General features: G+C 68.0%; 26 protein-coding genes and 1 pseudogene. 18 read left to right on the top strand and 9 right to left on the bottom strand.

The window, feature by feature from the left end; genetic code table 11:
• Nucleotides 1-84: 84 nt before the first annotated feature.
• On the top strand, nucleotides 85-1,146 hold the full coding sequence (locus ACJH6I_RS10435; protein WP_406784048.1) for a 2Fe-2S iron-sulfur cluster-binding protein: 1,062 nt from the start codon (nucleotides 85-87) through the stop codon (nucleotides 1,144-1,146).
• Between the two features lie 22 nt (nucleotides 1,147-1,168).
• On the top strand, nucleotides 1,169-1,744 hold the full coding sequence (locus ACJH6I_RS10430; protein WP_133426406.1) for a hypothetical protein: 576 nt from the start codon (nucleotides 1,169-1,171) through the stop codon (nucleotides 1,742-1,744).
• A gap of 60 nt (nucleotides 1,745-1,804) precedes the next feature.
• Here the strand turns inward: ACJH6I_RS10430 and ACJH6I_RS10425 are convergent, their stop codons facing one another.
• The gene (locus ACJH6I_RS10425) at nucleotides 1,805-2,266 is read right to left on the bottom strand and encodes a MarR family winged helix-turn-helix transcriptional regulator (protein WP_226519834.1); all 462 of its coding nucleotides are present in this window, start codon (nucleotides 2,264-2,266) and stop codon (nucleotides 1,805-1,807) included.
• Between the two features lie 37 nt (nucleotides 2,267-2,303).
• On the opposite strand from ACJH6I_RS10425, the gene ACJH6I_RS10420 reads away from it, so the two are divergent.
• On the top strand, nucleotides 2,304-3,116 hold the full coding sequence (locus ACJH6I_RS10420) for an amidohydrolase family protein (RefSeq protein ID WP_406774108.1): 813 nt from the start codon (nucleotides 2,304-2,306) through the stop codon (nucleotides 3,114-3,116).
• A 182-nt stretch (nucleotides 3,117-3,298) separates the two neighbouring features.
• Here the strand turns inward: ACJH6I_RS10420 and ACJH6I_RS10415 are convergent, their stop codons facing one another.
• A complete protein-coding gene (locus ACJH6I_RS10415) occupies nucleotides 3,299-4,303 on the bottom strand; it encodes a bile acid:sodium symporter family protein (RefSeq protein ID WP_226519835.1) in 1,005 nt (334 codons plus the stop codon).
• A 71-nt stretch (nucleotides 4,304-4,374) separates the two neighbouring features.
• On the opposite strand from ACJH6I_RS10415, the gene ACJH6I_RS10410 reads away from it, so the two are divergent.
• On the top strand, nucleotides 4,375-5,229 hold the full coding sequence (locus ACJH6I_RS10410) for a LysR substrate-binding domain-containing protein (protein WP_226519836.1): 855 nt from the start codon (nucleotides 4,375-4,377) through the stop codon (nucleotides 5,227-5,229).
• Nucleotides 5,230-5,233: 4 nt separating this feature from the next.
• Here ACJH6I_RS10410 and ACJH6I_RS10405 read toward each other — a convergent pair whose 3' ends face one another.
• Entirely contained in the window at nucleotides 5,234-5,698 is a 465-nt protein-coding gene (locus tag ACJH6I_RS10405; RefSeq protein WP_226519837.1) for a MarR family winged helix-turn-helix transcriptional regulator, read from the bottom strand.
• A gap of 154 nt (nucleotides 5,699-5,852) precedes the next feature.
• Between ACJH6I_RS10405 and ACJH6I_RS10400 the strand changes: the two genes are divergently transcribed.
• From ACJH6I_RS10400 to ACJH6I_RS10390, 3 genes are all read left to right on the top strand, one after another.
• Nucleotides 5,853-6,275 carry an organic hydroperoxide resistance protein gene (locus ACJH6I_RS10400; protein ID WP_226519838.1) on the top strand — a complete coding sequence of 141 codons (423 nt, stop codon included), beginning with the start codon at nucleotides 5,853-5,855 and terminating at the stop codon, nucleotides 6,273-6,275.
• 73 nt (nucleotides 6,276-6,348) lie between these two features.
• Nucleotides 6,349-6,855, top strand: a complete 507-nt coding sequence (locus ACJH6I_RS10395) for a DUF1097 domain-containing protein (protein ID WP_226519839.1) — start codon at nucleotides 6,349-6,351, stop codon at nucleotides 6,853-6,855.
• Nucleotides 6,852-7,364 (top strand): DUF6130 family protein, encoded by a 513-nt coding sequence (locus ACJH6I_RS10390; protein WP_226519840.1) that lies wholly within the window; start codon nucleotides 6,852-6,854, stop codon nucleotides 7,362-7,364. The genes ACJH6I_RS10395 and ACJH6I_RS10390 overlap by 4 nt, the downstream gene beginning before the upstream one ends.
• A 90-nt stretch (nucleotides 7,365-7,454) precedes the next feature.
• Here ACJH6I_RS10390 and ACJH6I_RS10385 read toward each other — a convergent pair whose 3' ends face one another.
• Nucleotides 7,455-8,648: a hypothetical protein gene (locus ACJH6I_RS10385; RefSeq protein ID WP_226519841.1), complete on the bottom strand. Its 1,194-nt coding sequence runs from the start codon at nucleotides 8,646-8,648 to the stop codon at nucleotides 7,455-7,457.
• Between the two features lie 333 nt (nucleotides 8,649-8,981).
• On the opposite strand from ACJH6I_RS10385, the gene ACJH6I_RS10380 reads away from it, so the two are divergent.
• Complete coding sequence (locus ACJH6I_RS10380; RefSeq protein ID WP_346416106.1) at nucleotides 8,982-9,869, top strand: helix-turn-helix domain-containing protein; 888 nt, start codon at nucleotides 8,982-8,984, stop codon at nucleotides 9,867-9,869.
• On the opposite strand, the gene ACJH6I_RS10375 is transcribed toward ACJH6I_RS10380, so the two are convergent.
• The gene (locus tag ACJH6I_RS10375; protein ID WP_318985415.1) at nucleotides 9,866-11,974 is read right to left on the bottom strand and encodes an acyl-CoA dehydrogenase; all 2,109 of its coding nucleotides are present in this window, start codon (nucleotides 11,972-11,974) and stop codon (nucleotides 9,866-9,868) included. The two genes, ACJH6I_RS10380 and ACJH6I_RS10375, sit on opposite strands and share 4 nt — an antisense overlap.
• A gap of 255 nt (nucleotides 11,975-12,229) precedes the next feature.
• Between ACJH6I_RS10375 and kstR the strand changes: the two genes are divergently transcribed.
• Both kstR and otsB read left to right on the top strand, forming a co-directional pair.
• On the top strand, nucleotides 12,230-12,835 hold the full coding sequence (gene kstR / locus ACJH6I_RS10370) for a cholesterol catabolism transcriptional regulator KstR (protein WP_346416108.1): 606 nt from the start codon (nucleotides 12,230-12,232) through the stop codon (nucleotides 12,833-12,835).
• A gap of 3 nt (nucleotides 12,836-12,838) precedes the next feature.
• Nucleotides 12,839-13,582, top strand: a complete 744-nt coding sequence (gene otsB / locus ACJH6I_RS10365; RefSeq protein ID WP_226519844.1) for a trehalose-phosphatase — start codon at nucleotides 12,839-12,841, stop codon at nucleotides 13,580-13,582.
• On the opposite strand, the gene ACJH6I_RS10360 is transcribed toward otsB, so the two are convergent.
• Nucleotides 13,579-14,679, bottom strand: a complete 1,101-nt coding sequence (locus ACJH6I_RS10360; RefSeq protein WP_064984829.1) for a LacI family DNA-binding transcriptional regulator — start codon at nucleotides 14,677-14,679, stop codon at nucleotides 13,579-13,581. The two genes, otsB and ACJH6I_RS10360, sit on opposite strands and share 4 nt — an antisense overlap.
• Nucleotides 14,680-14,776: 97 nt before the next feature.
• On the opposite strand from ACJH6I_RS10360, the gene ACJH6I_RS10355 reads away from it, so the two are divergent.
• The 3 genes from ACJH6I_RS10355 to ACJH6I_RS10345 are packed head-to-tail and all read left to right on the top strand — an operon-like array spanning nucleotide 14,777 to nucleotide 17,327.
• A complete protein-coding gene (locus ACJH6I_RS10355) occupies nucleotides 14,777-15,697 on the top strand; it encodes a metal ABC transporter solute-binding protein, Zn/Mn family (protein WP_406784038.1) in 921 nt (306 codons plus the stop codon).
• 9 nt (nucleotides 15,698-15,706) lie between these two features.
• A complete protein-coding gene (locus ACJH6I_RS10350) occupies nucleotides 15,707-16,504 on the top strand; it encodes a metal ABC transporter ATP-binding protein (protein WP_346416110.1) in 798 nt (265 codons plus the stop codon).
• Nucleotides 16,479-17,327 (top strand): metal ABC transporter permease, encoded by an 849-nt coding sequence (locus ACJH6I_RS10345; RefSeq protein ID WP_406784037.1) that lies wholly within the window; start codon nucleotides 16,479-16,481, stop codon nucleotides 17,325-17,327. The genes ACJH6I_RS10350 and ACJH6I_RS10345 overlap by 26 nt, the downstream gene beginning before the upstream one ends.
• A gap of 19 nt (nucleotides 17,328-17,346) precedes the next feature.
• On the opposite strand, the gene ACJH6I_RS10340 is transcribed toward ACJH6I_RS10345, so the two are convergent.
• Nucleotides 17,347-18,150, bottom strand: a complete 804-nt coding sequence (locus tag ACJH6I_RS10340; RefSeq protein ID WP_406784036.1) for a sulfurtransferase — start codon at nucleotides 18,148-18,150, stop codon at nucleotides 17,347-17,349.
• Nucleotides 18,151-18,174: 24 nt separating this feature from the next.
• Here ACJH6I_RS10340 and ACJH6I_RS10335 point away from each other — a divergent pair, with 24 nt between their 5' ends.
• The 5 genes and pseudogenes from ACJH6I_RS10335 (at nucleotide 18,175) to ACJH6I_RS10315 (ending at nucleotide 23,042) form a co-directional block, all read left to right on the top strand.
• The gene (locus tag ACJH6I_RS10335) at nucleotides 18,175-18,933 is read left to right on the top strand and encodes a 5-oxoprolinase subunit PxpA (RefSeq protein WP_318985411.1); all 759 of its coding nucleotides are present in this window, start codon (nucleotides 18,175-18,177) and stop codon (nucleotides 18,931-18,933) included.
• The gene (locus tag ACJH6I_RS10330) at nucleotides 18,933-19,853 is read left to right on the top strand and encodes an MBL fold metallo-hydrolase (RefSeq protein ID WP_318985410.1); all 921 of its coding nucleotides are present in this window, start codon (nucleotides 18,933-18,935) and stop codon (nucleotides 19,851-19,853) included. Before ACJH6I_RS10335 ends, ACJH6I_RS10330 begins: the two co-directional genes overlap by 1 nt.
• Nucleotides 19,805-20,974: pseudogene (locus ACJH6I_RS10325) on the top strand (SLC13 family permease); the annotation flags it as partial. The gene ACJH6I_RS10330 and the pseudogene ACJH6I_RS10325, both read left to right, overlap by 49 nt.
• Before the next feature lie 13 nt (nucleotides 20,975-20,987).
• Nucleotides 20,988-21,395, top strand: a complete 408-nt coding sequence (locus ACJH6I_RS10320; RefSeq protein WP_212807270.1) for a nitroreductase/quinone reductase family protein — start codon at nucleotides 20,988-20,990, stop codon at nucleotides 21,393-21,395.
• Nucleotides 21,396-21,485: 90 nt separating this feature from the next.
• Nucleotides 21,486-23,042 (top strand): metallophosphoesterase family protein, encoded by a 1,557-nt coding sequence (locus ACJH6I_RS10315; RefSeq protein WP_212807271.1) that lies wholly within the window; start codon nucleotides 21,486-21,488, stop codon nucleotides 23,040-23,042.
• Between the two features lies 1 nt (nucleotide 23,043).
• On the opposite strand, the gene rlmB is transcribed toward ACJH6I_RS10315, so the two are convergent.
• Nucleotides 23,044-23,982, bottom strand: coding sequence for a 23S rRNA (guanosine(2251)-2'-O)-methyltransferase RlmB (gene rlmB / locus ACJH6I_RS10310; RefSeq protein ID WP_064984810.1), 939 nt, complete (start codon nucleotides 23,980-23,982; stop codon nucleotides 23,044-23,046).
• 3 nt (nucleotides 23,983-23,985) lie between these two features.
• Complete coding sequence (gene cysS / locus ACJH6I_RS10305) at nucleotides 23,986-25,425, bottom strand: cysteine--tRNA ligase (RefSeq protein ID WP_256445373.1); 1,440 nt, start codon at nucleotides 25,423-25,425, stop codon at nucleotides 23,986-23,988.
• Nucleotides 25,426-25,444: the final 19 nt, after the last annotated feature.

The following is a 25,444-nucleotide window of genomic DNA, read 5'->3' as shown; positions in this document are numbered from 1 at the left end:
GTACTGCAGCAGGTAGACCCGCATAACTGCACTTTTGTAACCTGTTCTAGTTACTGGCCGTCAGGCCGGTTCGAACGAAGGGTGATCGTTGTGGACGAGCCGCTGGGCAGCCACGTACTGGAACTTGTGGTGGCCGATGTCGTCGCCGAGACGAACGACGCGCGCGTCTTGGTGTTCAAGACGCCCGACGGCAGCGACATCCCGCCAGAGCGACTGAAGTACTCCCCCGGTCAGTTCCTGACCCTGCGCGTCCCGAGCACCCGCACCGGGTCGGTCGCCCGCTGCTACTCCCTGTGCAGTTCGCCGCATGCCGACGAGGCGCTGACCGTCGCGGTCAAGCGCACCGCGGACGGCTACGCGTCGAACTGGCTGTGCGACAACGCACATGTCGGCATGCGGATGCACGTGCTGGCGCCGTCCGGCACGTTCGTCCCCAAGAACCTCGACACCGACTTCCTGCTGCTGGCCGGCGGTAGCGGCATCACGCCGATGCTGTCGATCCTCAAGTCCGCGCTGTCCGAGGGCACCGGCAAGGTGACGCTGTTCTACGCCAACCGCGACGAGAAGTCGGTGATCTTCGGCAAGGCGCTGCGCGAACTGACGTCGCTGTACCCCGACCGGCTGTCCGTCGTGCACTGGCTGGAATCGGTGCAGGGCCTGCCCAACCCGACCATCCTGGCCACGCAGCTGGCGCCCTACACCACACGCGAGACGTTCATCTGCGGCCCGGCCCCGTTCATGGCCGCCGCCGAGGAGGCGCTCCTCAAGTCGGGCGCCGACAAGAGCAATGTGCACCTCGAGGTGTTCCAGTCACTGGACTCCGACCCGTTCGCCGCTGTCGTACTCGCCGAGGATGACAGCGATGAGGGCCCGGCCACCGCAATCGTCACGCTCGACGGTGAGACGCACGAGTTGCAGTGGCCGCGCAAGGCCGTGCTGCTCGACGTGCTGCTCGACAAGGGACTGGACGCACCGTTCTCCTGCCGCGAGGGGCACTGCGGGGCATGTGCGGTGCTGATGAAGAAGGGCGACGTCGACATGGCGATCAACGACGTGTTGGAGCCGTCCGACCTCGAAGAGGGCCTCATCCTCGGTTGCCAGGCGGTGCCCAAGACGGATTCCGTCGAAGTCACCTACGACGAGTAGCGAACGGATTACTTTCTTGACTGTGAACCGGCTTACCGCAGCAACCGCGGCCGCTGTGCTGACCGCGACGGCTCTGATGTCCCCCGCGACGGCTGCTGCCGCAGTCAATTCGGCCGACGCCTTCGTGCCCGTCGACGACGCCACGAAGATTCAGATTCACGTGACGGCACAGTGCTCGGGAGGTGCGTGCACCTTCAACACCGCCGCCAACCTGGTCGTCGGGGGCAATCCGGTTCCGCTGCCGCCGAACACCTGGGCGCGCGAGAACATCACGCTGCGCAGCTCCAACCGCAATGTGTACCAAGACGTCTCGTACAGTGCACCGACCGGAGCCCCGCCGATCAACCGCGGCTCGTGGAACGGCCCGGTGAACTCACGGCAGCTCAAGTCGCAGAACAGCGCTCTGGTCTCGGTCACGTTCAACGGTGGCGGTACGTTCGAGGAGTTCGCGGTCGACGGCACGTCGCTGACGCTCGATGTGCGGACCGGCAGGCCCAACACCGAGGCTAATTTCATTGCCTGCGCCGACATTCAGGTCACCTACCCCGGCGTGAACCTCACGACGCCGACCGCGTGCGCGACGACGCACTACAACTGAGCATCGCATCGCCGAACGTGAAGTAGATCGCGAACTTTCGCTGATTTTTCGCGATCAAGTTCACGTTCGGCTGTCGGTGCCGTCGAGGAGATCGCTCAACCGCAGCAGTGCGTCGACGACGCCGTCGACCTCGTCGACCCCGAAGGCCTCGTCGATGTAACCGTTGACGGTGGCCAGCGCGGCGTCCAGTCGCCGGAGCGCGTCCGCGCCGGATTCGGTCGGCCACAGCTCCCAGGCGCGGCCGTCGCTCTGGCTGGGCCTGCGCTCGACGAACCCCGCGGCCTCCAGCCGGCCAACCATCGCCGTGACCGCCGATTCCCGCTGGCCGAGCTGTGCCGCGATGAGCGACTGGCGACACCCGGCGTGGTTCGCGATGAGCATCAGTGCGGCAGCCTGCGCCGTCGTGATGCCGGCCTCCTCGGTGAACAGCCGGTCGGCGGTGGTGCGCAGCCGCTGCGCGACGGTCTGCAGCTGGAAGTACGCGCGCCGCCTGCCTGCCGGTGACCTGTGTTTCGGATACACTCTTGCATTATTACTTCACTAGTGAAGTAATTGGGGTATGACACGAGTGATCGACGCGTGGTCCCAGCAGCCGAACGAGTTGTTCATGCGGCAGCCCTGGCTTCGGCCGCTGCTGCGCTGGACCCGCCAGGAAGACCTGCCGGCCCTGCCCATCGACGTCACCCTGAAAGCGATGGATGACGCCGGCGTCGAGAAGTCGTTGTTGTGCGCATGGGTCGGGCCGCACGGCGCACTGATCGACAACGACGAGACGGCGGCGCACGTGCGCGCACATCCCGACCGGTTCGCCGGTGTCGCCGCCGTGGACCTCACCCGGCCGGTCGACGCTGTCCGCGAATTACGCAGGGCGGTAACCGAACTGGGCATGGTGGCACTGCGGGTCGTCCCGTGGCTGTGGAACCTGCCACCCGATGACCGCCGCTACTATCCGCTGCTGCAGGCCTGCGTCGAACTCGGCATCCCGTTCTGCACGCAGATCGGGCACACCGGCCCGCTGTGCCCGTCCGAACCCGGCCGGCCGATCCCCTACCTGGAGACGGTTCTGCTCGAGTTCCCGGAACTCGTGGTCATCGGTGGCCATGTCGGCGCACCGTGGATCGACGAAGTCCTGTTCCTGGCCAAGAAGTTTCCGAACTTCTACATCGACACCTCGGCCTACGCCGTGCACCGCCTACCCGCGGCGCTCGTGGACTACATGCGCGGATCCGGCCGCACCCGAGTGCTTTTCGGCACCAACTGGCCCATGCTGTCCGCCGAGCGGTGCCTGGAACAGCTTGACAGCCTGGACCTCGATACCGAGGCGCGCGACCTCTACCTCGGCGGGAATGCGGCCCGGGTTTTCCGGGTCTGACAGCCAGTACTGTGCCGCGAGTTGATCTGCGGCACCGAATCACTCGCTGCCGCAGATCAATTGCCGCGTGTCAGGACTTCGAGTCGAGCGACCTGACGGCGCCCACCAACGCGTCCGCGGCCAAGATGCCGAGATTGTTCGATGCCAACGGGCGCGGGTGCACCCGCGCGCAGGTCCAGGTATCAGCTCGGCGCGACCGCGAGTTCTTGCCGCTCCGCCTCGGCGTCAGCCTGCCGTCCCCAGCGGCCGGCCAGGACCGCGCAGGTGAAGAGCTGAATCTGATGGAAGATCATGAGCGGCAACACGATCAGGCCGACCGGATGTCCGGCGAACAGCACGGTGGCCATCGGCAGACCGGTGGCGAGGCTCTTCTTAGATCCACAGAAGATGATCACGATGCGGTCGGCGCGATCGAACTTCAGCAGCCGCGCCACCCCGGCGGTGATGCCCAGCACCACGGCGAGCAGCACCACACTGACGGCGATCACCGCGAGCACGTTGGTGACCTTCATGCCCACCCAGATGTGTTCGGCCATGCCGGCACTGAACGCCGCATAGACGACGAGGTAGACCGAACCGCGGTCGACAACCTTGGTGAGCGTGGTGTGCGCCAGCACGCGGTGCAGCTTGGACCGCAACAACTGGCCGGCGAGGAACGGCAGCAAGAGCTGCACGACGATCTCCAGGACCGAATTCGCCGACACCGTGGCCGCGCCGGTGGTCTGCATCAGCAGGGTCACCAACAACGGGGTGAGGAAGATGCCCAACAGGTTCGACGCCGAGGCGCTGACGACGGCCGCCGCGACGTTGCCGCGGGCGATCGAAGTGAAGGCGATGGACGACTGCACCGTCGACGGCAGCAGGCACAGGTACAGCATGCCGACGTAGAGCTCGTCGGTCAGGACCGACGGCACCAGCACCTTCATCGCCAGCCCGAGCAGTGGGAACAGCACAAAGGTCGCGGCCAGCACCGTGGTGTGCAGCCGCCAGTGCTTCAGCCCCTCGAGCGCCTCGCGCGGCTCCAGGCGCGTGCCGTACAGCAGGAACAACACGGCGATCGCGACTTTGGTGGCGGTTTCGACGGCCTGACCCGCGTCGCCGCGGGCCGGAAGCAGCACACCGATGACCATCGCGGCGAACAGCCCGAGCAGAAAGCCATCGATGCGGAGCTTGGCGAGCAGATTCACCGAACAAACGTACTGCTGCCTCGACTAATGTTTCCAGGCGATAGATTCGATATCTCTAACCGAATATTGTGATGAATGTGTTCGATCCCGACTTGCTGCGCACCTTTCTGGCCGTGGAGCGCGCCGGCGGATTCACTGCGGCCGGACGTCTGCTGGGCCTGCGCCAGTCGACGGTGAGCGGCCACATCGCCCGACTGGAGCAGGCCGTCGGCCGCGAGTTGTTCCGGCGCGACACCCGCAACCTGGCCCTCACCGCTGACGGCGCCGCGATGGTGGGCTTTGCGCACGACATCCTGGACGCGCAGGCCAAGGCCGACCGCTACTTCTCCGAATCCCAACCCACGGGTCTCATCCGGCTGGGCGCCTCCGACGATCTGGTCGGCCGCATGCTCTCGGACGTGCTGGTCGAGTTTCGGCGGTCCTACCCCGGTGTCGACCTGGAACTGGTTGTGGGCCTGAGCGAGAACCTGAAAACGCGCATGGCCGCAGGCGAATTGGACCTCATGGTGGCCAAACGACTACCCGGCGAACAACACGGCGAGCTGCTGTGGCGCGATCGCCTCGTGTGGGCCGGCCGCCCCGGGCTGACCGACATCACGGACCCGGTGCCGATCGTGACGTACCCACCACCGAGCCTGACCCGCCATATCGCGCTACGCGAACTGGAACGTGAGCGCCGCAGTTGGCGCATCGCGTGCGTCAGCGACAGTCTGCTCGGCCTGCAGGCTGCGGCACTCGCCGGGCTCGGGATCATCGCGCATTCCGAATCGGTTCTGCCGCAAGGGCTTCAACCGATTGCCGGCAGCCGGCTACCGAACCTGGGTCATCTGGAGTTCGTCCTGTTGCACCGCCGGAGCACGCCATCCGAAGCCGAGATCGCGCTGCACGACGCCATCGTCGCCGGTGCACACCGCATGCGGCACTGACAGTTCACCGGGCGTGCGTCTGCGCGTGCTCGCGAAGGTTGTCGCGCAGGGTAACCACCGCCTTTTGCAGCTTGTCGAACTCATCGGACGGCAAGCCGGTCGCTGCCACCAGGTTCATCGGGAGGGCCTTCTCACGCAGCGCCCGGCCCGCATCCGTGAGGCTGACGATGACCTGACGCTCGTCGGACGGATCGCGCCGGCGGCGCACGTACCCCTGGGCTTCGAGCTTCTTGAGGATCGGGGTCAGCGTGTTCGACTCCAGGAAGAGGCTTTCGCCCAGGCTGCGGACGGTTTGATGATCGTTCTCCCAGAGCGCGACGATCGCGATGTACTGGGTATATGTGACACCGAGCTCGTCGAGGATCGGCTTGTACGCCTTGCCGTAGGCGAGATTCGCCGAGTAGATCGCGAAACACATGAAGTCGGCAAGCCGGGGACCGGCAGCCTCGGTTGGACGCTCGACAGCCATCGACAACTCCTGACGCTTCAGTGACATCCCGAAGCGATTCTATCGGATGCGATTCAATCGGATGGGTTGACATCTCGACGTCGTGCGCTAGTCTCATCGCATCCGAGTCAATCGGATGCGATTGATTATCGCACGCCCTTCCCAGGAGTCACACATGAGCACCAGCACCCAGGACGCCGTCCTCTACACCGGCAAGACCCGCACCACCGGCGGCCGTGACGGACACGCGCAAAGCTCCGACGGCCGGCTCGACATCCGCCTCGATTCCCCCGGCAGCAACCGGCCCGGCACCAATCCCGAGCAGCTCTTCGCTGCAGGCTGGTCCGCATGCTTCATCGGAGCCATGCAGATCGCGGCCGTTAAGGCGAACGTCAAACTGCCGGCCGATACCGCCGTCGACGCCGAGGTCGACCTCTGCAGCATCGACGGCGCCTACTTCCTACAGGCGCGCCTGAACGTCAGCCTGCCGGGCATCGAGCGGGACACCGCCGTGTCCATCGTGGACGCCGCACATCAGACCTGCCCGTATTCCAAGGCCACCCGGGGCAACATCGACGTCGTGCTCAGCGTGGCCTGAGCGGACTCGGCAGTACAGCGAAATGTCCACTTCGCCAACGGAAGCCGCACCGATCAACCACCAGGAGACGCACGTGAGCATCACCTCGACCGGCGCGGCCAGAACGCCCGCGATCCCGTTTCACACCATCACGCTGATCGTCGCCGGCGTCGCGGCCGTCGTCACGTTCGGTACGGGTTGGGCGATGCTCTCTGCGCCTGCGATGTTTCTCGGCTGGGTCGCCTACGGCGTCACCGGCGACACCGTGCGTCACCGCTATGCCAATCTCGCGTCGTACGTGGCCGGCCTGGCCTTCGGCGCCGTGACGACGCTGGTGATCAATCGACTGCAGCCATCACTCGGTCTGGCCGCCACCGGCATTGTGATATTTGCCCTCGTCGCCATTGTCATGTGTCTGCGAGCGCTGCCCGTGTTCAACTATCCGCCGGCATATTTTCTCGGCATCACCAGTTTCTTCTACGCAGGGCACGCGCCCACGGTCGCAACGGTGATTGCGCTCGGAACGGCGGGAGCCGTCGGAGCCACCGGCGCAGCGCTTTCCGACTACTGTCAGAGCCGCTTTCAGAAGGGAAACGAATGACGAAGCTGCCGCGCCTCATGGGCTGTGCGGTCATCGCGGCCACTGCGGGGCTCATCGCATCATGTGGCACGACCGTCGAGACCTCGGACCACTCGAGTCACGAGAGTTCCGCTCCCGCTACGACTTCGCACGCCGCCGGAGCACCCAGCGCCGCGGACGTGCTCGGCCCTCCGGGCGTGGTGCCGCTGACCGCGCCGCAGCCGCCGGCCAAACTGATCGTCGATCCACCAGTTCCCGAGGCCCTCGCCAAGGGACAGGTGTTCATCCAATATCGCGCCGAAAACCTGCGCATCGAACCGGTTTTCGGCCCCGAGGCACTCAAGGTGACTCCGCGCATCGGCCATATCCACGTCGTCGTCGACGGGGCCCCGTGGCACTGGGCGGACGCCAGCGGTGAACCGGTGATCCTGGTCGGCCTGCCGCACGGACCGCACAAGGTCGAGATCATCCTCGCGGATGCCAATCACCATCCGCTCGACCGCGTCACCACCGACTTCGTGGTCCCCTGAACCCGGGCTACTTCGGACGCGAGCCGAGATCGGCGAAATGGTTTCCTGCCGAATGGCTTTCGCAACCATTTCGCCGATCTCGTCCCCCCATCAACCCGCGTTGGCTGACTGCTGCGTCGCCGACGCCTTCTTTGGCTGCTTGGCGACCTTCGGCGCCTTCGAGGTCTTCTGCGCCTTCTCGGCCTTCGCCGCCTTCTCGGTCAGCTTGCCCGACTTGTCCGGCTTGCCCGCCGAATCGGCGTCAGACGAGGTTGCCCCCGTCGCCTTGGTCCCCGGCTCGGACTTGGTGGTGTCTTTCTGAACCGGCTTGGTGGTCTCGACCTTGGCCGGTTCGGCCGATACGGGGTCGGCCGCGGGTGTGGACGTGTCGGCCTTCGTCGGTTCGGTGACCTTCACCGGCTGCGTCGCCGGCGCCTCGGCCTCGGTCGGGGACGGCGCCTCCGCCTTCGAATCCTCCTTGGCCACAGATTCTTTCGACTTCGCCGGGGCGGTCGAAGACTTGTCGATGTCACCAGTCTTGATTGCTGCGGTCGCCGACGGCTTGGTGGCCGGCGCCAGAGCCTTTGTAGCCGTGTCAGTTACGGCCGTCGCTACGGCTGCGCTGCCCGCGGTCGACGCGACCGGAGCCTCCGGAGCCGGCGGCTTGATCGCGTTTGCGATCGTCTTGAGCCCGTTCAAGACCGCATTCACGACCCCGTACGACCCGAAGATGCCGAAGATGCCCTTGTCCGTCCCATACCCATTGAGTACACCGCCGATCACGTTGGCCGGCGCATTGATCAACTCACTCAAAGACGTGACCAGATCACCGCTTTTGACCGCGTCGTAGAACTTCTGCGCCGTGTCGGCGAGCGCCTTGTTCCCCTCGTACACCGTGGACAAGAGCGCAAAGCCCACCCCGGTAGCAACGGGGGTGATCGCCTTGACCACGTTTGCGAAGTTCTGGGCCATCTTCTGGGGGATATCGAATCTCAGGAGCGGAAAGAAGGTGGCTGCAACGGCGTTGACAAACAACGAGTTCCCCGTCATCACAGCGTCTGAGATATGGCCCGTGGCCAGCTGTTGACCGATCGTCTGCAATTGGCCAGGAACCGTGTTGGCCCAGTACCTGAAGCCATTGGCCATCCCCTGAACAATCGAAACGGTCTCGCCCACATAGCTCATCTGGTTGATGATCAGCTGTCGCAGGATCGGGAACGGGTCGGCGGCGTACTCCTGCCCCAGCTTCCCGATGTCGGTGAGCGTCGTCGTCAGCACGTCACCCCACACCGCGATCGGGTTCACGAATGCCGTGAGGTCCACGGTGCGGGTGGCGACCGCAGTGGTCGGCGCCGGTAGATGGAGGTCCGGCGACGGAATCGTCAGCGGGCTGAGGGCGATGACGCCGGCGGATGCCATCGCGATTCCCGCAGTCGAATATCGGCGCAGCTCGAATGCCATACGTTCTCCTTGGACTCTGAGGTGTCAGCACTTGTGGCCGCGCAGACGGTAGTGACCAGGCCGAAAGCAAACATTCGAAATATGCAACAAGTTCTAATTTTTATTGACTGGCTCGCAGATTCCTCACAGGATGTTCGGAGAAAGCCGCCACGAGCACGTGCCCGAGGGCGCATGATCATGGCCAAGCTGGACATTCGGAGGTTCGGCATGGCACTCAAGCCATGGAATGACGACCGCCCCATGACGCCCCGCATCGTCGTCGGCGAGAGGTCCGTCGACAGTCGCGGTATGTCGCTGCGATTCGCCACCGAGCGCATCGAGCGCACCACCGATTGGTGCTGCCATGACTCGAGCCGCCATCTGATCTATGTGCACCGCATGGGCGCGCTGCGGTCCATGGAGACCAACCTGGACTGGGGGCCGACCGATCGCACATTGCCACGCATCGGTGATACCTGGGTGGTGCCGGCGGGCGTGCGCTGCACGTCGGTCGTCACGGGCGACATCTCGAGCTTCTGTGAAATCTCGATACCCGAGAATGCGCTGGGCGAGGTCGTGCACATCCCACGGCGCAAGCATCACGATCCGCTGATCCTCCAGCTGGTGACCAAGATTCGCAGCGTCGCAGGCCGCGAAGACGCGCTCGCCCGGCTGCTGCTCGATTCCGCAGGCGAGACACTGCGATTACTGATCCGGGACACCTACACCACGAGGCCACCGGCCACGGAATCCGAGCGTGACACCCTGCCGCCGTCGGCACGCGCGTCGATCATCGAATTCCTGGAGACCAGCCTCGAATCCGACATCAACCTGGAATCGCTTGCGCACCTTGCCCAGATGTCCGTGGCGACGTTCATCAAGGCATTCCGGGGCGCGTTCCACACCACGCCGTACCAGTTCCTGCTCGACCGCCGTATCGACCGCGCCAAGACACTGCTGTCCTCGACCCGGTTGTCGATCACCGAAATCAGCGCGGCAGTTGGGTTTTCGACACCCAACCACTTCGCCACGACATTCCGGCAGCGCGTCGGCCTGACCCCGCGGGACTTCCGCAGGGGCCGCTAGCGCGGCAGGCCCAACAGACGCTCGCCGGCCACGGTGAGCAGAATCTGTTCCGTACCACCGGCGATCGACAGGCAGCGGGTGTTGAGGAAGTACCGGACGTCCGGCGAATCCTCGATACCGGAACCGTCGTGGGCGTCCATGATGGTCTCGGCCAGCGTCTGGCGGTAGCGCACGCCGATCAGCTTGCGCACACTCGACGGCGCACCCGGATCGTGGCCACCGACGGCCATCTGGGCCGTCAGCTGATCCAGCAGCGAACCCACCTGGGCCGCAACGATCAGTGCGCCAAGGCGTTCCGCCTCGGCGGCGTCCAGTTCGCGGTCACCGAGCACGTCCAGCAGGTGCTCCATGCCCTTGTCCAGCGCGCCGCCAGCGGCCATGGCGACGCGCTCGTTGGCGAGCGTCGTGCGGGCCAGGGCCCAGCCGCCGTCGACCGGGCCGATGACGCAGTCGTCCGGCACGAACAGGTCGTCCAGGAAGACCTCGTTGAACAGCGCCTCGCCGGTGATCTCGCGCAGCGGCCGGATGTCGATGCCGGGCGAGCTCATGTCGACGACGAAGTAGGTGATGCCCTTGTGCTTCGGTGCGTCAGGGTTGGTGCGCGCCAAGCAGATTCCCCAGTTGGCGCGGTGCGCGTTGGAGGTCCACACCTTCTGGCCCGTCAGCTTCCAGCCACCGTCGACCTTGACGGCCTTGGTGCGCAGTGCCGCCAGGTCCGAGCCGGCGCCCGGCTCGCTGAACAGCTGGCACCAGTACACGTCCCCGGTGAGCGTGCCGGGGATGAAGCGGTCGATCTGCTCGGGGGTGCCGTGCCCGAGGATGGTCGGCGCGGCCCACCAGCCGATCGAAATGTCTGGGCGCACAACGCCTGCGGCGCTGAGCTCGTCGTCGATCACGAGCTGCTCGCCCGGCGACGCGGCGCGGCCGTAGGGCGCGGGCCAGTGCGGCGCCATCAACCCGGCCTCGGCCAGCGCGGCCTGATGCTTCTCGACGGGCAGCGCGGCGATCTGGGCGACGGTGGCGGCGATCTCGGGACGGATCGTCTCGGCCGCACCGGTGTCGACGTGCAGCTGACGGCGCAGCCCCGCGCGGGTCAGCGCGGCCACGCGGCGCAGCCACGTGCCGTGGCCACCCAGGATCTGCGCGGTGGCGTACGCGCGCCGCAGGTACAGATGGGCGTCGTGCTCCCAGGTGAAGCCGATGCCACCCAGGACCTGAATGCAGTCGCGCCCATTGTGTTTCGCGGCGTCGATGGCGGCCGCGGCGGCCACCGCAGCCGCGATGGAGAGTTGTGTGGCGTCGCCCTCGACGGCGGCCTCGGCGACGTCGCTCGCGGCGACGGCGACCTGCTGCGAACGCAGCAGCATCTCGGCACACATGTGCTTGACGGCCTGGAAGCTGCCGATCGGCTTGCCGAACTGCTCACGCACCTTGGCGTATTCGGCGGCCGTCTCGAGCTGCCAGCGGGCCAGGCCCGCGGCCTCGGCGGCCAGCACGGTCACGGCCAGGTCGGCCACCGGCGCATCGAGGACGGTCGCCGCGGCGCCACTGAGCTCGACCCGGGCCAGCGGCCGCGAGAAGTCGGTGGCCTCGAGCGGCGTGACGGTGACGCCGGCCGCAGTGGCGTCGACCAGGAGCCACGTATCACCCGCGGGCAGGATCAGCAGGCCGTCAGGCAGGGCGCCCAGCACGAACTTGGCGGTGCCGGTCGCGGTCTGCCCGTCGAAGGCGATGTCGGACTTCAGCGCGAGACCGGCCGTGCGCTGCCCCGAGGCCAATGCCTCCAGCAGAGCGGGGTCCGTGATCACGAGAGTTGCCAGAGCGGTGGTGGCGACGGGGCCGGGCACCAGCGCGGCGGCGGCTTCGTCGACCATCACGCACAGATCGGCGATGGAGCCGCCGGCGCCACCGAGGTCCTCGGGCACCGCGACGCCGAAGGTCCCTAGTTCGACCAGACCCTCATACGGGCCCCGCCACGCATCGGCGCCATTCCCTTCGGCAGCCCGGACCGCGGAGATGGAACCCGACGCGACAGCCCAGCTACGGACCATTTCGCGGACCTCGGCCCGTTCCGAGTCGATAGTTGTGGAAGTGATGGACACCATGCGCTCCTAGCGTTTGGGCGAGAAGAACACGCTTCTCACTAGAACGTGTTCTAATGGTGACAGCAATCAGACGTCAAGTCGATCGCCATTACAGCAGGACACTCGGGTGTCCCGGGGCGCCTGGAGGTGGGAAATTACCGATCACTTTGCGTATCGTTTTCACCCAATGCGCTACCTGAAGGAACTGACCGCCGAATGCCGACGCCAGCAACACCCGAGTCCGATTCCGCCGTCCGCCCGCGGGAGGTGACGAACATGGCCGTACTAACCGAATCCGAGCTCGGTTCCGAAGCACAGCGCGAGCGCCGCAAGCGCATCCTGGACGCCACCCTGGCCATCGCCTCCAAGGGCGGCTACGAGGCAGTTCAGATGCGTGCGGTGGCCGAACGCGCCGACGTCGCCGTCGGCACCCTGTACCGCTACTTCCCGTCCAAGGTGCACCTGCTGGTGTCCGCGCTGGGCCGGGAGTTCGAGCGCATCGACGCCAAGACCGATCGCGCCTCACTGACGGGCGGTACGCCGTACCAGCGTCTCAACGTGATGGTCAGCAAGCTGAACCGGTCGATGCAGCGCAATCCGCTGCTGACCGAGGCCATGACGCGTGCTTTCGTGTTCGCCGACGCGTCCGCAGCCGGTGAGGTTGATCACGTCGGCAAGCTCATGGACTCGATGTTCGCCCGTGCCATGAGCGACGGTGAGCCCACCGAGGACCAGTACCACATCGCCCGCGTCATCTCCGATGTGTGGCTGTCGAACCTGCTGGCCTGGCTGACGCGTCGTGCCTCGGCCACCGACGTGAGCAAGCGGCTCGATCTGGCGGTCCGGCTGCTGATCGGTGACGGGGAGCACCCTAAAGTCTGACCGGTGCTCCCGGCTGATCTGATCGCGGCGCTCGACACCGTCGCCGCCACCCCCCGACTGCTCGTCACCTCGGATTTCGACGGCACGCTGTCGCCGATCGTGAACAACCCTGCCGACGCGCGGGCCCTGCCCGCCGGGTCGGCCGCCCTGCTGGACCTGGCTGCCCTGCCGGACACCTTCGTCGCACTGGTGTCGGGACGCGCCCTCGACGTCCTGCGCGAGCTGTCCGGCATGCCGGACTCGGTGCACCTCGTGGGCAGTCACGGCGCGGAGTTCAACACCGGATTCACGCAGACCGTCGACACCGCACTGCTGGCCGAGATCGTGGATTCACTCACCGAGATCGCAAACCGCTACCCGGGTGCAGCGGTCGAGACCAAACCGGCCAGCGCCGCCCTGCACGTGCGCAACGCCTCGGCGGCCGACGGCGAGGCCGCGCTGGCCGCCGCGCGCGAGGCGGGAACGCAGTGGGCCGCCGAGCCCACCGAGGGCAAGGCGGTGCTGGAGTTCGCGGTGGTCACCACCAACAAGGGCTCGGCCATCGACGCCCTGCGGGAGCGCGACGACGCGACCGCCGTGGTCTTTCTGGGCGACGACGTCACCGACGAGAAGGCCTTCGCCCGGCTGCGCGACGGTGACGTCGGCGTGAAGGTCGGCCCGGGGCCGTCGGCCGCGCAGTACCGCGTCGACTCCCCCGAGGACGTCGCGGCGGCGCTGGCGTACCTGGCGGCGCGCCGGGCCGGTTAGGCAGGCGGGCCCGACGTGCGGCCGCGGACGAGTTCGGTGTCGAGCACCTCGATCACCGGGATGCCGGACCGCGGCGGATTGTTCAACAGATATCCGGCCCGCCGGCCCTTCTCGAGGCTCGGCTGGGCGACGGTCGTGAGCCCGCGCGCCAGCGCCTCGGGGACGCCGTCGAATCCGGTGACGGTCATCTGGCCGGGCACGTAGATGCCGCGTGACCGCAGATGGTCCATCGCCGAGAGCGCCAGCACGTCGGCGGTGCACATCAGCGCCGTGATGCGCGGATTGGCTTGCAGCGCAACGGCAGCCGCCGTGCCACCGGAGCTCGGTAGGTGCTCGAAGGTCTCCACCACAGTCAGGCCGTCGGGGTTCAGGCCCGCATCGGACATCGCGTCGCGGACCCCGAGGATGCGTTCGCACTGCACGTGGAAATGCTGCGAGGTGAGCCGTTCCGGGTCCACCACGGCCGACTGCGCGTCACCGTGCGGCCAGTCCCGGCCGAGCCGCATGGTCAGCAGGCCGATCTCCCGATGTCCAAGGCCGACAACATATTCCGCGATCCCGCGCATGGCCGCACGATCGTCGATGCAGACCCGGGATGCGCCCTGCAGGTCCTTCGGCTGGTCGACGACGACGATCGGGACGCCGCGCTGCTGCACGACCGGTAGGTACGGATCGTCGTCGGAGGCGGCGTACACCGCGAACCCGTCGACCCCGGCGGACAGCACCGCGGCGGTGCCGTCCTCGACCGACCGATTGGGCCCGGCCGCCACCAGCAGCAGGCCCTGCCCGGCCTCCTCGCATGATTCGGCAAGTCCGGCAACGAAATCCAGCGCCGCCGGATCACGGAACGAGTAGTTGAGCGGCTCGGTGATGATCAGTCCGACGGCACCGGCCTTCCGGGTGCGCAGCGAACGCGCCACCGGGTCCGGCCCCGGGTAGCCCATCTCCTTGGCGGCGGCGAGCACCCGCTCACGCAACTCCGGCGAGAGCTGGTCCGGCCGGTTGTAGGCATTCGAGATCGTGGTGCGCGAGACCTTCAACTCGGCAGCGAGCGAGGCCAGCGTGGCCCGACGCCTCGGGTTGGGGCTCCTCGGCATATTTGTGACGCTAGCGCATCCGATTCGCGCTGCACGGCAACGGTGCACTAGATTTATTGCAAACGGTTTTCATTAACACTAGCCCACAGGAGCACACATGACCCGGACCAGGCTCATCGCACTGTCCGCCCTCACCGCGCTGGCCTCGGTCACCGGGTTGGCCGCCTGCGGGTCGCAGGACGACTCCGGCCACGCCAACGGCGCCGCCAAGGTCGTCACCACCACCAACGTCTGGGGCAGCGTCGCCACCGCCGTCGCCGGCGGACACGCCGACGTCAAGTCCCTCCTCACCAGCGACGTCGACGACCCGCACTCCTACGAGGCCACCCCGGCCGACGCGGCCGCCATCGCCGACGCCTCCCTCGTCGTCATCAACGGCGGCGGCTACGACCACTGGGCCGACGATGTGCTGAAGAACCACAAGAACGTCACCACCGTGGACGCCTACTCGCTGCTGCCGCACAGCGCGCCCGGCGAGGCCAACGAGCACGTCTTCTACAACATGGCCGTCGCCAAGGCCGTCGCCGCCAAGATCGCCGACGACCTGGCCAAGTCCGATTCCGCGAACGCCGACGCCTACCGCGCCAACGCCGCGGAGTTCGGCAAGAAGACCGACGCGATCGCCGCCACCGAGCACGCCATCGGACAGAAGCACCCGGGCGCCGCGGTGGTCTCCACCGAACCCGTCGCGCACTACCTGCTCGCCGCCGCGGGCGTCGTCGACAGCACCCCGCACGGCTTCGCCGCCGCCGCCGAAGAAGGCCACGACCCCGCCCCGGCCGACGTGGCCGCGGTGCTCGACCTCATCAACGGCCACAAGGTCGACGCCCTGGTGGTGAACAAGCAGACCGAGACCGCCGTCACCAAGCAGCTCCAGGACGCCGCCCGTAAGTCCGCGCTGCCCATCGTCGAGGTCACCGAGACGCTGCCCGCCGGACAGGACTTCCTGACCTGGCAGCGGCAGACCGCGGAGGCATTGGCCCACCAGCTCGATATCGCCGCGGCGCCGGGTCGATAATCAGTAACCGTGCCTTCTGAAGCGGTCGCCGAACTCACCGGCGCACGACTGTCGTTCGGCGACCGCGTCCTGTGGGACCGGCTGGACCTGACGGTGCGCCGCGGCGAGTTCATCGCGGTGCTCGGCCCGAACGGCACCGGCAAGACCTCGCTGCTCAAAGTGCTGCTGCGCCAACAGCTGCTGACGGCCGGGCGGATGACCACCACCGGCGCCATCGGCTACGTGCCGCAGCACCGCTCACTGGACACCGGGCTGACGCTGCGCGGCCGCGACCTCGTCGGCCTCGGCTGCGACGGGCACAAGTGGGGTTTCGCCGGTCCGCGAAAGCGCGCGCAGCGCCGCGCCGTGGTGACCCAGGCACTCGGCCAGGTCGACGGCGCGCGGCTGGCCGACGTCCCCGTCTCGGTGATGTCCGGCGGCGAACTGCAGCGGGTCCGCATCGCGCAGGCCCTGGCGTCCGACCCCGCGCTGCTGCTGTGCGACGAACCGCTGCTCAACCTCGACCCGGCCAACGCGAAACTGGTGTCGGCCCTCATCGACCAGCGCCGCAAGGACGCCGGTACCGCGGTCCTGTTCGTCACCCACGAGGTCAATCCCGTACTGCCGTACGTCGACCGCGTGCTGTACCTGGTCGACGGCCGCTTCCGGATCGGCACCGTCGAGGAGGTCATGACGTCCGAAACGCTGTCCGCGCTGTACCGCGCCGACATCCAGGTCGCCCGGATCGGTGGCCAGTACGTCGTCGTCGGCCAGGACGGTGCCGGCGTGGACAACTCCGAGCATGCGAGCGGACACTGCTGTGAATAACTTCTTCAACACGGCGCTGACCGCGGACCTGCTCGGCCGCGACTTCGTCCAGCAGGCCGTGCTCGCCGCGGCGCTACTGGCGCTGCTCGGTGGCCTGATCGGACCGTTCATCGTGATGCGGCAGATGTCGTTCGCAGTGCACGGCTCCAGCGAGCTCTCCCTCACCGGTGCGGCCTTCGCACTGCTGACCGGGCTCAACGTCGGCCTCGGCGCCCTCGTCGGAAGTGCCCTGGCAGCAATCCTTTTCGGCATCCTGGGGCAACGCTCACGCGAGCGCGACTCGGCCATCGGCGTCGTACTGGCCTTCGGGCTGGGTCTGGCCGTGCTGTTCATCCACCTGTACCCCGGTCGCACCGGCACCAGTTTCGCGTTGCTCACCGGGCAGATCGTCGGCGTCGGCTATTCGGGACTGACGCTGCTGGCAGTCGTCACCGTGCTGGTGGTCGCGATCCTGGCAGCCTGCTACCGGCCGCTGCTGTTCGCCACCGCCGACCCGGAAGTGGCTGCCGCCCGCGGGGTTCCGGTGCGAGCGCTGGGCATCGTGTTCGCCGCGCTGGTCGGTGTCGCGGCCGCCCAGGGCGTGCAGATCGTCGGGGCCCTGCTGGTGATGTCGCTGTTGATCACCCCGGCCGCCGCGGCGGGCCGGGTCTTCAGTTCCCCCGTCACCACCATCGTGGCGTCGGTGGTGTTCGCCGAGATCGCCGCGGTCGGCGGCATCGTGCTGTCGCTGGCGCCGGGTGTGCCGGTCTCGGTGTTCGTCACGTCGATCTCGTTCGGCATCTTCCTGCTGTGCTGGGGCGTCGGACGGGTCAGTCGCCGGTAGCGGGATCGACCACCCGTCGCTACGCTCGCCCGACCGCTCGCCCCGGCTCGTTGCTCCACTGCGACCACGAACCGGGGAACAGCGCGACGTCCCGACCCGCGGCCGCCAGCGCGGCCACCGCCACCGCCGCGGTGACGCCCGAACCGCAGTAGACACCGTCCACGTCTGCGCCTCCATCGGTGCGCAGGGTGCCGTCGGCCGCCAGCACGCTCGGCAGGTTGATCGCCCCCGGAATGTGCCCGGCGATGGGGTCGATGGGTTCGACGTCGCCACGGAACCGTTCCGGCGCGCGGACGTCACCCAGGCGCGGGCCCAGCGCGGCGGCCTCGTCGGCGGTCAGCGTCGGCATGGCGCCGGCATACAGGTCCTGGTGCGTGACGGTGACGTCGCCCGGTGCCGGTTCGACGTCACCGCGGTCCAGCGGACCACCCGAGGTGGTCCAGGCGGCCAGCCCGCCGTCCAGGATGCGGACGTTCTCGACGCCCGCGGCGCGCAGCACCCACCAGGCGCGCGCCGAGCCCGCGCGGTTCCAGTCGTCATAGATGACGGTCGGCACGCCATCCCGCACGCCCCACCGGCGCGCCGCCTCCTGCACCGCGGCGCCCGACGGCAGTGGATGACGGCCACGGCCCGTGACGGTGTGATCGGACAGCTCGTCCTCCAGCGAGACGTAGACCGCGTCGGGGATGTGCCCGTCCAGGTAGTCGTCGCGGCCGTCGGGCTTGGCCAGCTGCCAGCGCACATCGAGCAGCGTCACGTCGCCCGCGGCGATCAGCTGGGCGAGACCGAAGGCGGTGATCAGAATGTCGTCACGAGTGGACATGGCGTCGAGCCTAGGCTGGCTGCCATGGCGGTGGTGGATCTCAATGCCGATCTCGGCGAGGGCTTCGGGGTGTGGCGCCTCGGTGACGACGACGCGATGCTCGATCTGGTCACCAGCGCCAACATCGCCTGCGGCTTCCATGCCGGTGATCCGGCCGGGCTGCTGCGGGTCTGCCGGGCGGCCGCCGAACGCGGCGTGCGGATCGGCGCACAGGTGGGCTACCGCGATCTGGCGGGCTTCGGGCGCCGCTACATCGACGTCAGCTCCGAGGACCTGACCGCCGACGTGATCTACCAGATCGGCGCGCTGCAGGCGCTGGCGCAGGTCGCCGGATCAACTGTCAGCTACGTCAAACCCCATGGCGCCCTGTACAACACGATCGTCACCGATCATGTGCAGGCGCGGGCCGTGGCCGCGGCGGTGCACGCCGTCGACCCATCGCTCCCGGTGCTGGGACTGGCCGGTTCGGCGTTCTTCGCCGCCGCCGAAGAAATCGGACTTCGCACCGTGCCCGAGGCTTTCGCCGACCGCTCCTACCGCCCCGACGGACAACTGGTGCCGCGCACGCAGCGCAATGCGGTGCTGCACAACGTTTCCACCATCGCCGATCGGGTGGCCTCCATGGTGACCGCCGGCCGCGTCGGTGCCGTCGACGGCTCAACCATCAAGATCACCGTGAAATCAATTTGTGTGCACGGTGATTCGCCCGGCGCCGTCGACATCGCGCGGGCCGTCCTCGACCGGCTCACCACCGAGAACGTACAGATCGAGGCCTTCTGCTGATGCGACCGAAACTGGGCCGGCCCGACCTGGCCGCATACACCCGCTACTTCGACCAGCCCGCGGCCGGTTCCGACTCGCCGCTGACCGTCACCTGGGCCGGCGTCACCACCATGCTGGTGTCCGACGGTTCGTCGGCGCTGTTGACCGACGGCTTCTTCTCCCGGCCGAGTCTCTTGGCCGTCGGGCTGGGCCGGCTGAACCCCGCACTACCGCGCATTGATGGCTGCCTGCACCGGCTCGGCATCGACCGGCTCGATGCGGTGCTGCCGGTCCACACGCACTTCGACCACGCCATGGACTCCGCTGTCGTCGCCGCGCGCACCGGCGCACAGCTGGTGGGCGGGACGTCGGCCGCGAACATCGGCCGCGGCGGCGGGCTTCCCGACGCGCAGTTGACGGTGGCCACTCCCGGCGAGCCGATCACGTTGGGCGCCTTCGACGTAACGCTGTTCACCGGACACCACTGCCCACCCGACCGTTTTCCCGGCACCATCACCGCACCCGTGGTGCCGCCGGTACGAGCATCGGCATACAAGTGCGGCGAGGCGTGGTCGACGCACATCCACCACCGCAGCAGCGGCCGTCGTCTGCTCGCCGTCGGCAGCGCCGGATTCGTGCCGGGCGCCCTCGCCGGGCAACGCGCCGAGGTCGTGTATCTCGGGATCGGGCAGCTCGGTCTGCAGCCCGAGCAGTACCTCGTCGACTACTGGAACGAGACGGTTCGGACCGTCGGGGCGCGCCGGGTGGTGCTGACGCACTGGGACGACTTCTTCCGGCCCCTGCACGAGCCGCTGCGCGCCCTGCCGTACGCCGGTGACGACCTCGACGTCTCGATGCGCGTCCTGAGCCGGCTGGCCGCCGACGACGGCCTGCCGCTGCATCTGCCGACGCTCTGGCAACCCGCCGATCCCTGGCTGTGAACACCGCACTCCACGAGATCGGCCGATTGCTGCCGGTCGTCGGGTTTCTCGCCGCGGTCCTGGTGCTGGCCAAACTCTGCGACGACGAAGGGCTCTTCCACGCCGCCGGCGTCTACATGGCCCGGCACAGTTGGGGCGCCGGACAGTCCGCGGCGCGCCGCCTCTTGGTCATCGTCTTCATCATCGCGGCCGGGACGACCGCCGTGCTGAGCCTCGATGCCACCGTCGTGCTGCTGACGCCCGTCGTGCTGTCGACCGCACGCACGCTCGGCGTGCCGGCGCGGCCGCACGGCTATGCCGCGGCGCACCTGGCCAACACCGCGTCGCTGCTGCTGCCGGTATCGAACCTGACGAATCTGCTGGCCTTCACGACCGCAGGCCTGAGCTTCACCAGATTCACCGCGGCGATGTCCCTGCCCTGGCTGTTCGCCGTCGCTGCCGAATATGTGTTGCTGCGGTGGTACTTCCGGCGCGAACTGCAGGCCGGCGCCGTGGACCGACCGGCCCCACCCCCACCCGAGATCCCGTATTTCGTCCTGACCGTGCTGATCCTGACGCTCATCGGCTTCGGCGCCACTTCACTGCTCGGGCTGGAGCCGGCGTGGGCCGCGTTCGCCGGCGCCGCGGTGCTGGCGGTGCGGGCCGTCGTGCGCGGTCACGAGACGCCCATGGGCATCGTGCGGGCGGCCAACGTGCCGTTCCTCGTCGCCGTGCTGGCGCTGGGTGTATTGGTGAGCGCGGTACTGGATCTCGGTTTGGGCCGGGTCCTTTCTCAGCTGCTGCCACACGGCGCCACGCTGCCGGCACTGCTCGGCATCGCGGCCATCGCGGCGCTGCTCTCGAATCTGATCAACAACCTGCCCGCCGTGCTGGTGCTGCTGCCGCTGGTCGCGGCCGGTGGGCCGGTCGCGGTGCTGGCGGTCCTCATCGGGGTGAACATCGGCCCCAACCTGACCTACCCCGGGTCGCTGTCGAACCTCTTGTGGCGCAACGTGGTCCGCGGCGAGATGCCCGCGCGGGCCCGGGAGTTCACGACCGTCGGGCTGGTGACGGCGCCGGTCACCCTGATTCTGGCCGTGACCGGATTATGGTTGACCTGTTCGATGTTGGGACTGCGATGAGCGGGGAAGACGAATGGCCGACAGCTGGAACGAACAGATCATGGCCGAATTCCGGGCCAACGGCGGCAAGGTCGGCGGACCGTTCGAGAACCTGACGCTGCTCCTGCTGCACACCACCGGCGCCAAGAGCGGTGAGCCGCGGGTGAACCCGGCGGCCACGTTCGTCATCGACGGCAAGCGACTGATCGTCGGATCCGCCGGCGGCGCCGACGCCGACCCGGCCTGGGTACACAACCTGCGGGCAAATCCCAACGCCCACATCGAAATCGGCACCGAGGAATACGACGTCGTGGCGCGCGAACTGCCCCGTGCCGAACGGGACGCCGCCTACGCCCGCATCGTCGAGCGCGCACCCGGTTTCGCCGACTACGAGAAGAAGACCGACCGCGTCATCCCGGTCGTCGAGCTGCAGCGCCGCTGAGCCAGCGCGGTTACCGCGGCGAGAACAGCACACGTCGATTCGTTGTCGGGCGGCGCTGCCGCCGGGCCGGCGGTCCGCATCGCAGGCAAGATGGCTGTCGTGGACGTGAGCCGCAGATCGCTGATCGTGGGAGGCACGTCGGCTCTCGTCGGCGCGGGCCTCGGAGCCGGCGCCACCGGATACGTCACGACCACGCGCAGCGGTCCGATGCTGTGGCAGCGGGCCGACCGCGGCGGCGCCCCACCGGTCACCGGGCTGCACACCCAGTTCGGCTCCGACGCGGCCACCGAGGTCGTGGTGTCCTGGCACACCGCGTCCGCAGTGCAGAATCCCCACGTCATGCTGGGCACCCCGGACGACGGTGTCGGCACCGCCGTCGCGGCCGAGACCGTCACCTACCGCGACGCGGCGTCACGCAGTGAGATTCGCGTCCACCATGCCCGGTTGACCGGCCTCGCGCCCGACACCGACTACATCTACGCCGCCGTGCATGACGGCGCGAGTCCCGAACTGGGCTCGGTGCGTACCGCACCCCGGGGCCGCGCACCCATCCGGTTCACCAGCTTCGGCGACCAGTCGACGCCCATGCTCGACGCCAAGGTCGCGGCATCGTTCGGCAGCGATCACGTCGGATCGCCGGCCGCCGGCGACATCACCACCGCGGTCGAACGGCTGGCCCCGCTGTTTCACCTCGTCAACGGCGACCTCTGCTACGCCAACCTCGCGCACGACCGGGTCCGCACCTGGTCGGAATGGTTCGAGAACAACACCCGTTCCGCGCGGCACCGGCCGTGGATGCCGGCGCCGGGCAATCACGAGAACGAACTGGGCAACGGCCCCATCGGCTACGGCGCCTACCAGGCCTACTTCGGGCTGCCGGACTCCGGTTCCGACCCCGAACTGCGTGGCCTCTGGTACGCCTTCACCGCCGGCTCGGTCCGCGTGATCATCCTCGCCAACGACGACGTCTGCTACCAGGACGGCGGCAACTCATACGTGCGCGGCTACTCCGGTGGCGCCCAAAAACGTTGGCTGGAAAAAGAACTCGAACGAACCCGCAGCAACAAGGACATCGACTGGGTGGTGGTGTGCATGCACCAGACGGCGGTCTCCACGGGCAACAAGACCAACGGCGCCGACCTCGGCATCCGCGAGAACTGGCTGCCCCTGTTCGACCGGTTCAACGTCGACCTCGTGGTGTGCGGGCACGAGCACCACTACGAACGCAGCCATGCGCTCCGCGGCACCCTGCCGACCGACACCCTGACACCGAATCCGGTTGCCGCACAATCGGACTCGATCGACACCAGCAAGGGCACCGTGCACCTGGTCATCGGCGGGGGCGGCACGTCGATCCCGTCGAACACGATGCTGTTCCCCGAACCGCGCTGCCGCGTCCTCATGTCCGTCGGCGAGGTGAATCCCGGCACCGGAAGGAAGACACCGAACTACATCGAGGAAGCCGCGCCCTGGTCCGTCTTCCGCGATCGGGAAAACCCGTGCGGATTCGTGGCTTTCGATGTCGACCCAGGCCAACCGGGTGGCAATACCTCGATGGACGCCACCTACTACGCGGTGAGCGGTCCGTTCGGCGAGGTGCGGGCGGTCGACAGCTTCAAGTTGACGCGGCCCCGCACCGACCGCTGAATCAGCGGCGCTGCCGGGCGATCTCGGCCAGCACCACGCCGGCGGCCACCGACGCGTTGAGCGACTCGGTGGGGCCCGCCATCGGGATCGAGACGATGTGGTCGCAGTTCTCCCGCACCAGTCGCGACAGACCCTTGCCCTCCGAGCCCACCACGACGACCATCGGCCCCGAGGCGTCCAGCTCGTCCAGGGTGGTGTCGCCGCCGGCGTCCAGTCCGACGATGGTCAGGCCGGCGTCGGCCCAATCCTTGAGCGTTCGGTTGAGATTCGTCGCCCGAGACACCGGCAGCCGGGCGGCCGCTCCGGCGCTGGTGCGCCAGGCCACCGCGCTGACCGACGCCGAACGCCGCTGCGGGATCACCACGCCATGCCCGCCGAACGCCGCCACGGACCGCACGATGGCGCCCAGGTTGCGCGGGTCGGAGATGTTGTCGAGCGCGACGAGCAGGGCCGGGCTCGAGTCGGAGGTCGCCGACTTCAGCAGATCGTCCGGGTGCGCGTACTGGTACGGCGGCACCTGCAGCGCGATGCCCTGGTGCATGCCGTTGCTGGTGATGCGGTCCAGATCGTGGCGCTGCACCTCCATGATGGCGATACCGGCATCGGCCGCGCGCGTGACCGACTCGGTCAGCCGCTCGTCGGCCTCGGTGCCCAGCACGACATAGAGCGCGGTGGCCGGGACGCCGGCGCGGAGGCATTCCACGACCGGGTTGCGGCCGACCACGACCTCGACGTCATCGGTCTTCTTGTGCCGTCCCTGATTCGACCGGGCGGCCTTCTGCGCGATCTTGTACGCCTTGTGGTTGGGGCGCTGTTCGGCGCGCGGCGTCGCGCCCTTGCCCTCCAGCCCACGCCGGCGCTGGCCACCGGAGCCGACGGTCGGGCCCTTCTTGGTGCCCGCTTTACGAATCGCGCCGCGGCGCTGGGAGTTTCCGGCCATGTCCTACCTCTTCCCCGTCGCTTCGCTCGCCCCAGGAACCCCATCAGTCAGGGCCCACTGCGGGCCGTCAGCGGTATCGGTGACCTCGATGCCGGCCAGCTTCAGCTGGTCGCGGATCGCGTCGGCGGCAGCCCAGTCCCGGTTCTCCCGGGCCTCGGCGCGGCTCTTGAGCGCCCACTGCACCAGAGCGTCGACGGCGTTCAGCGCTGCCGACGTCTCGTCGCGGGTTTCCCAGCGCTCGTCGAGCGGGTCGCAACCGAGGATGCCCATCATGGCCCGGATCGACGTCGCCGCGGCCATCGCGCCGGCGTGGTCACCGGCATCCAGCGCGCGGTTGCCGTCGGCGCGGGCGGCGTGCACCTCGGCCAGGGCCGCCGGCACCGCCAGGTCGTCATCGAGTGCGGCCGCGAACTTCTCGGTCCAGGTACCGACCTCGACGGCACCCACCCGGGTGCGGACCCGGTGCAGGAACTCCTCGATGCCGGTGTAGGCCTTGGCCGCGTCCTGCAGCGAGTTCTCGGAGAACTCGAGCATGGACCGGTAGTGCGCACTGCCCAGGTAGTAACGCAGCTCGGCGGCCCGAACCCGTTGCAGCACAGCCGGAATCGCCAGCACGTTGCCCAACGACTTGCTCATCTTCTCGCCACCCATGGTGACCCAGCCGTTGTGCAGCCAGAACCGCGCGAACTCGTCGCCGCAGGCGTTGGCCTGCGCCGTCTCGTTCTCGTGGTGCGGGAAGATCAGGTCCATACCGCCGGCGTGGATGTCGAACACCGAGCCCAGGTACTCCTGGCACATCGCGACGCACTCGGTGTGCCAGCCGGGGCGGCCCCGGCCCCACGGCGTCGGCCAGGACGGCTCACCGGGCTTGGCGCCCTTCCACAGGGTGAAGTCCCGCGGATCACGCTTGCCGGTCGCCACGCCCTCGCCCTGGTGCACATCGTCGATGCGGTGACCCGAGAGCTTGCCGTAGTCGGGCAGGCTCAGCACGTCGAAATACACGTCGCCGTCGGCCGCGTAGGCGTGCCCGCGCTCGATCAGCTTCTCGATGACCTCGACCATCTGGGTGATGTGCCCGGTGGCCCGGGGCTCGGCCGACGGCGGCAGCACGCCCAGCGCGTCGTAGGCGGCAGTGAAGGCCCGCTCGAAGGTGGCGGCCCACTCCCACCAGGGCCGGCCGGCTTCGGCGGCCTTGTTGAGAATCTTGTCGTCGATGTCGGTGACGTTCCGGATGAACGCAACGTCGTAGCCCTTGGCCGTCAGCCAGCGTCGCAGCACGTCGAAAGCGACGCCGCTGCGGACATGGCCGATGTGGGGCAGGCCCTGCACGGTTGCGCCACACAGGTAGATGGATGCGTGTCCGGGCCGCACCGGGGTGAAGTCCCGCACGGCACCGGTCATGGTGTCGTAGAGCCTCAGGCCCTCGAGACGGTTTTCGGTCACGACGGGCCAGCTTACCGGC

Source organism: Mycobacterium sp. SMC-13, from assembly GCF_045311035.1.
Classification (GTDB): domain Bacteria; phylum Actinomycetota; class Actinomycetes; order Mycobacteriales; family Mycobacteriaceae; genus Mycobacterium.
The sequence above is the reverse complement of the archived record's forward strand: the minus strand, read 5'-3'. Positions and strand labels throughout refer to the sequence as shown.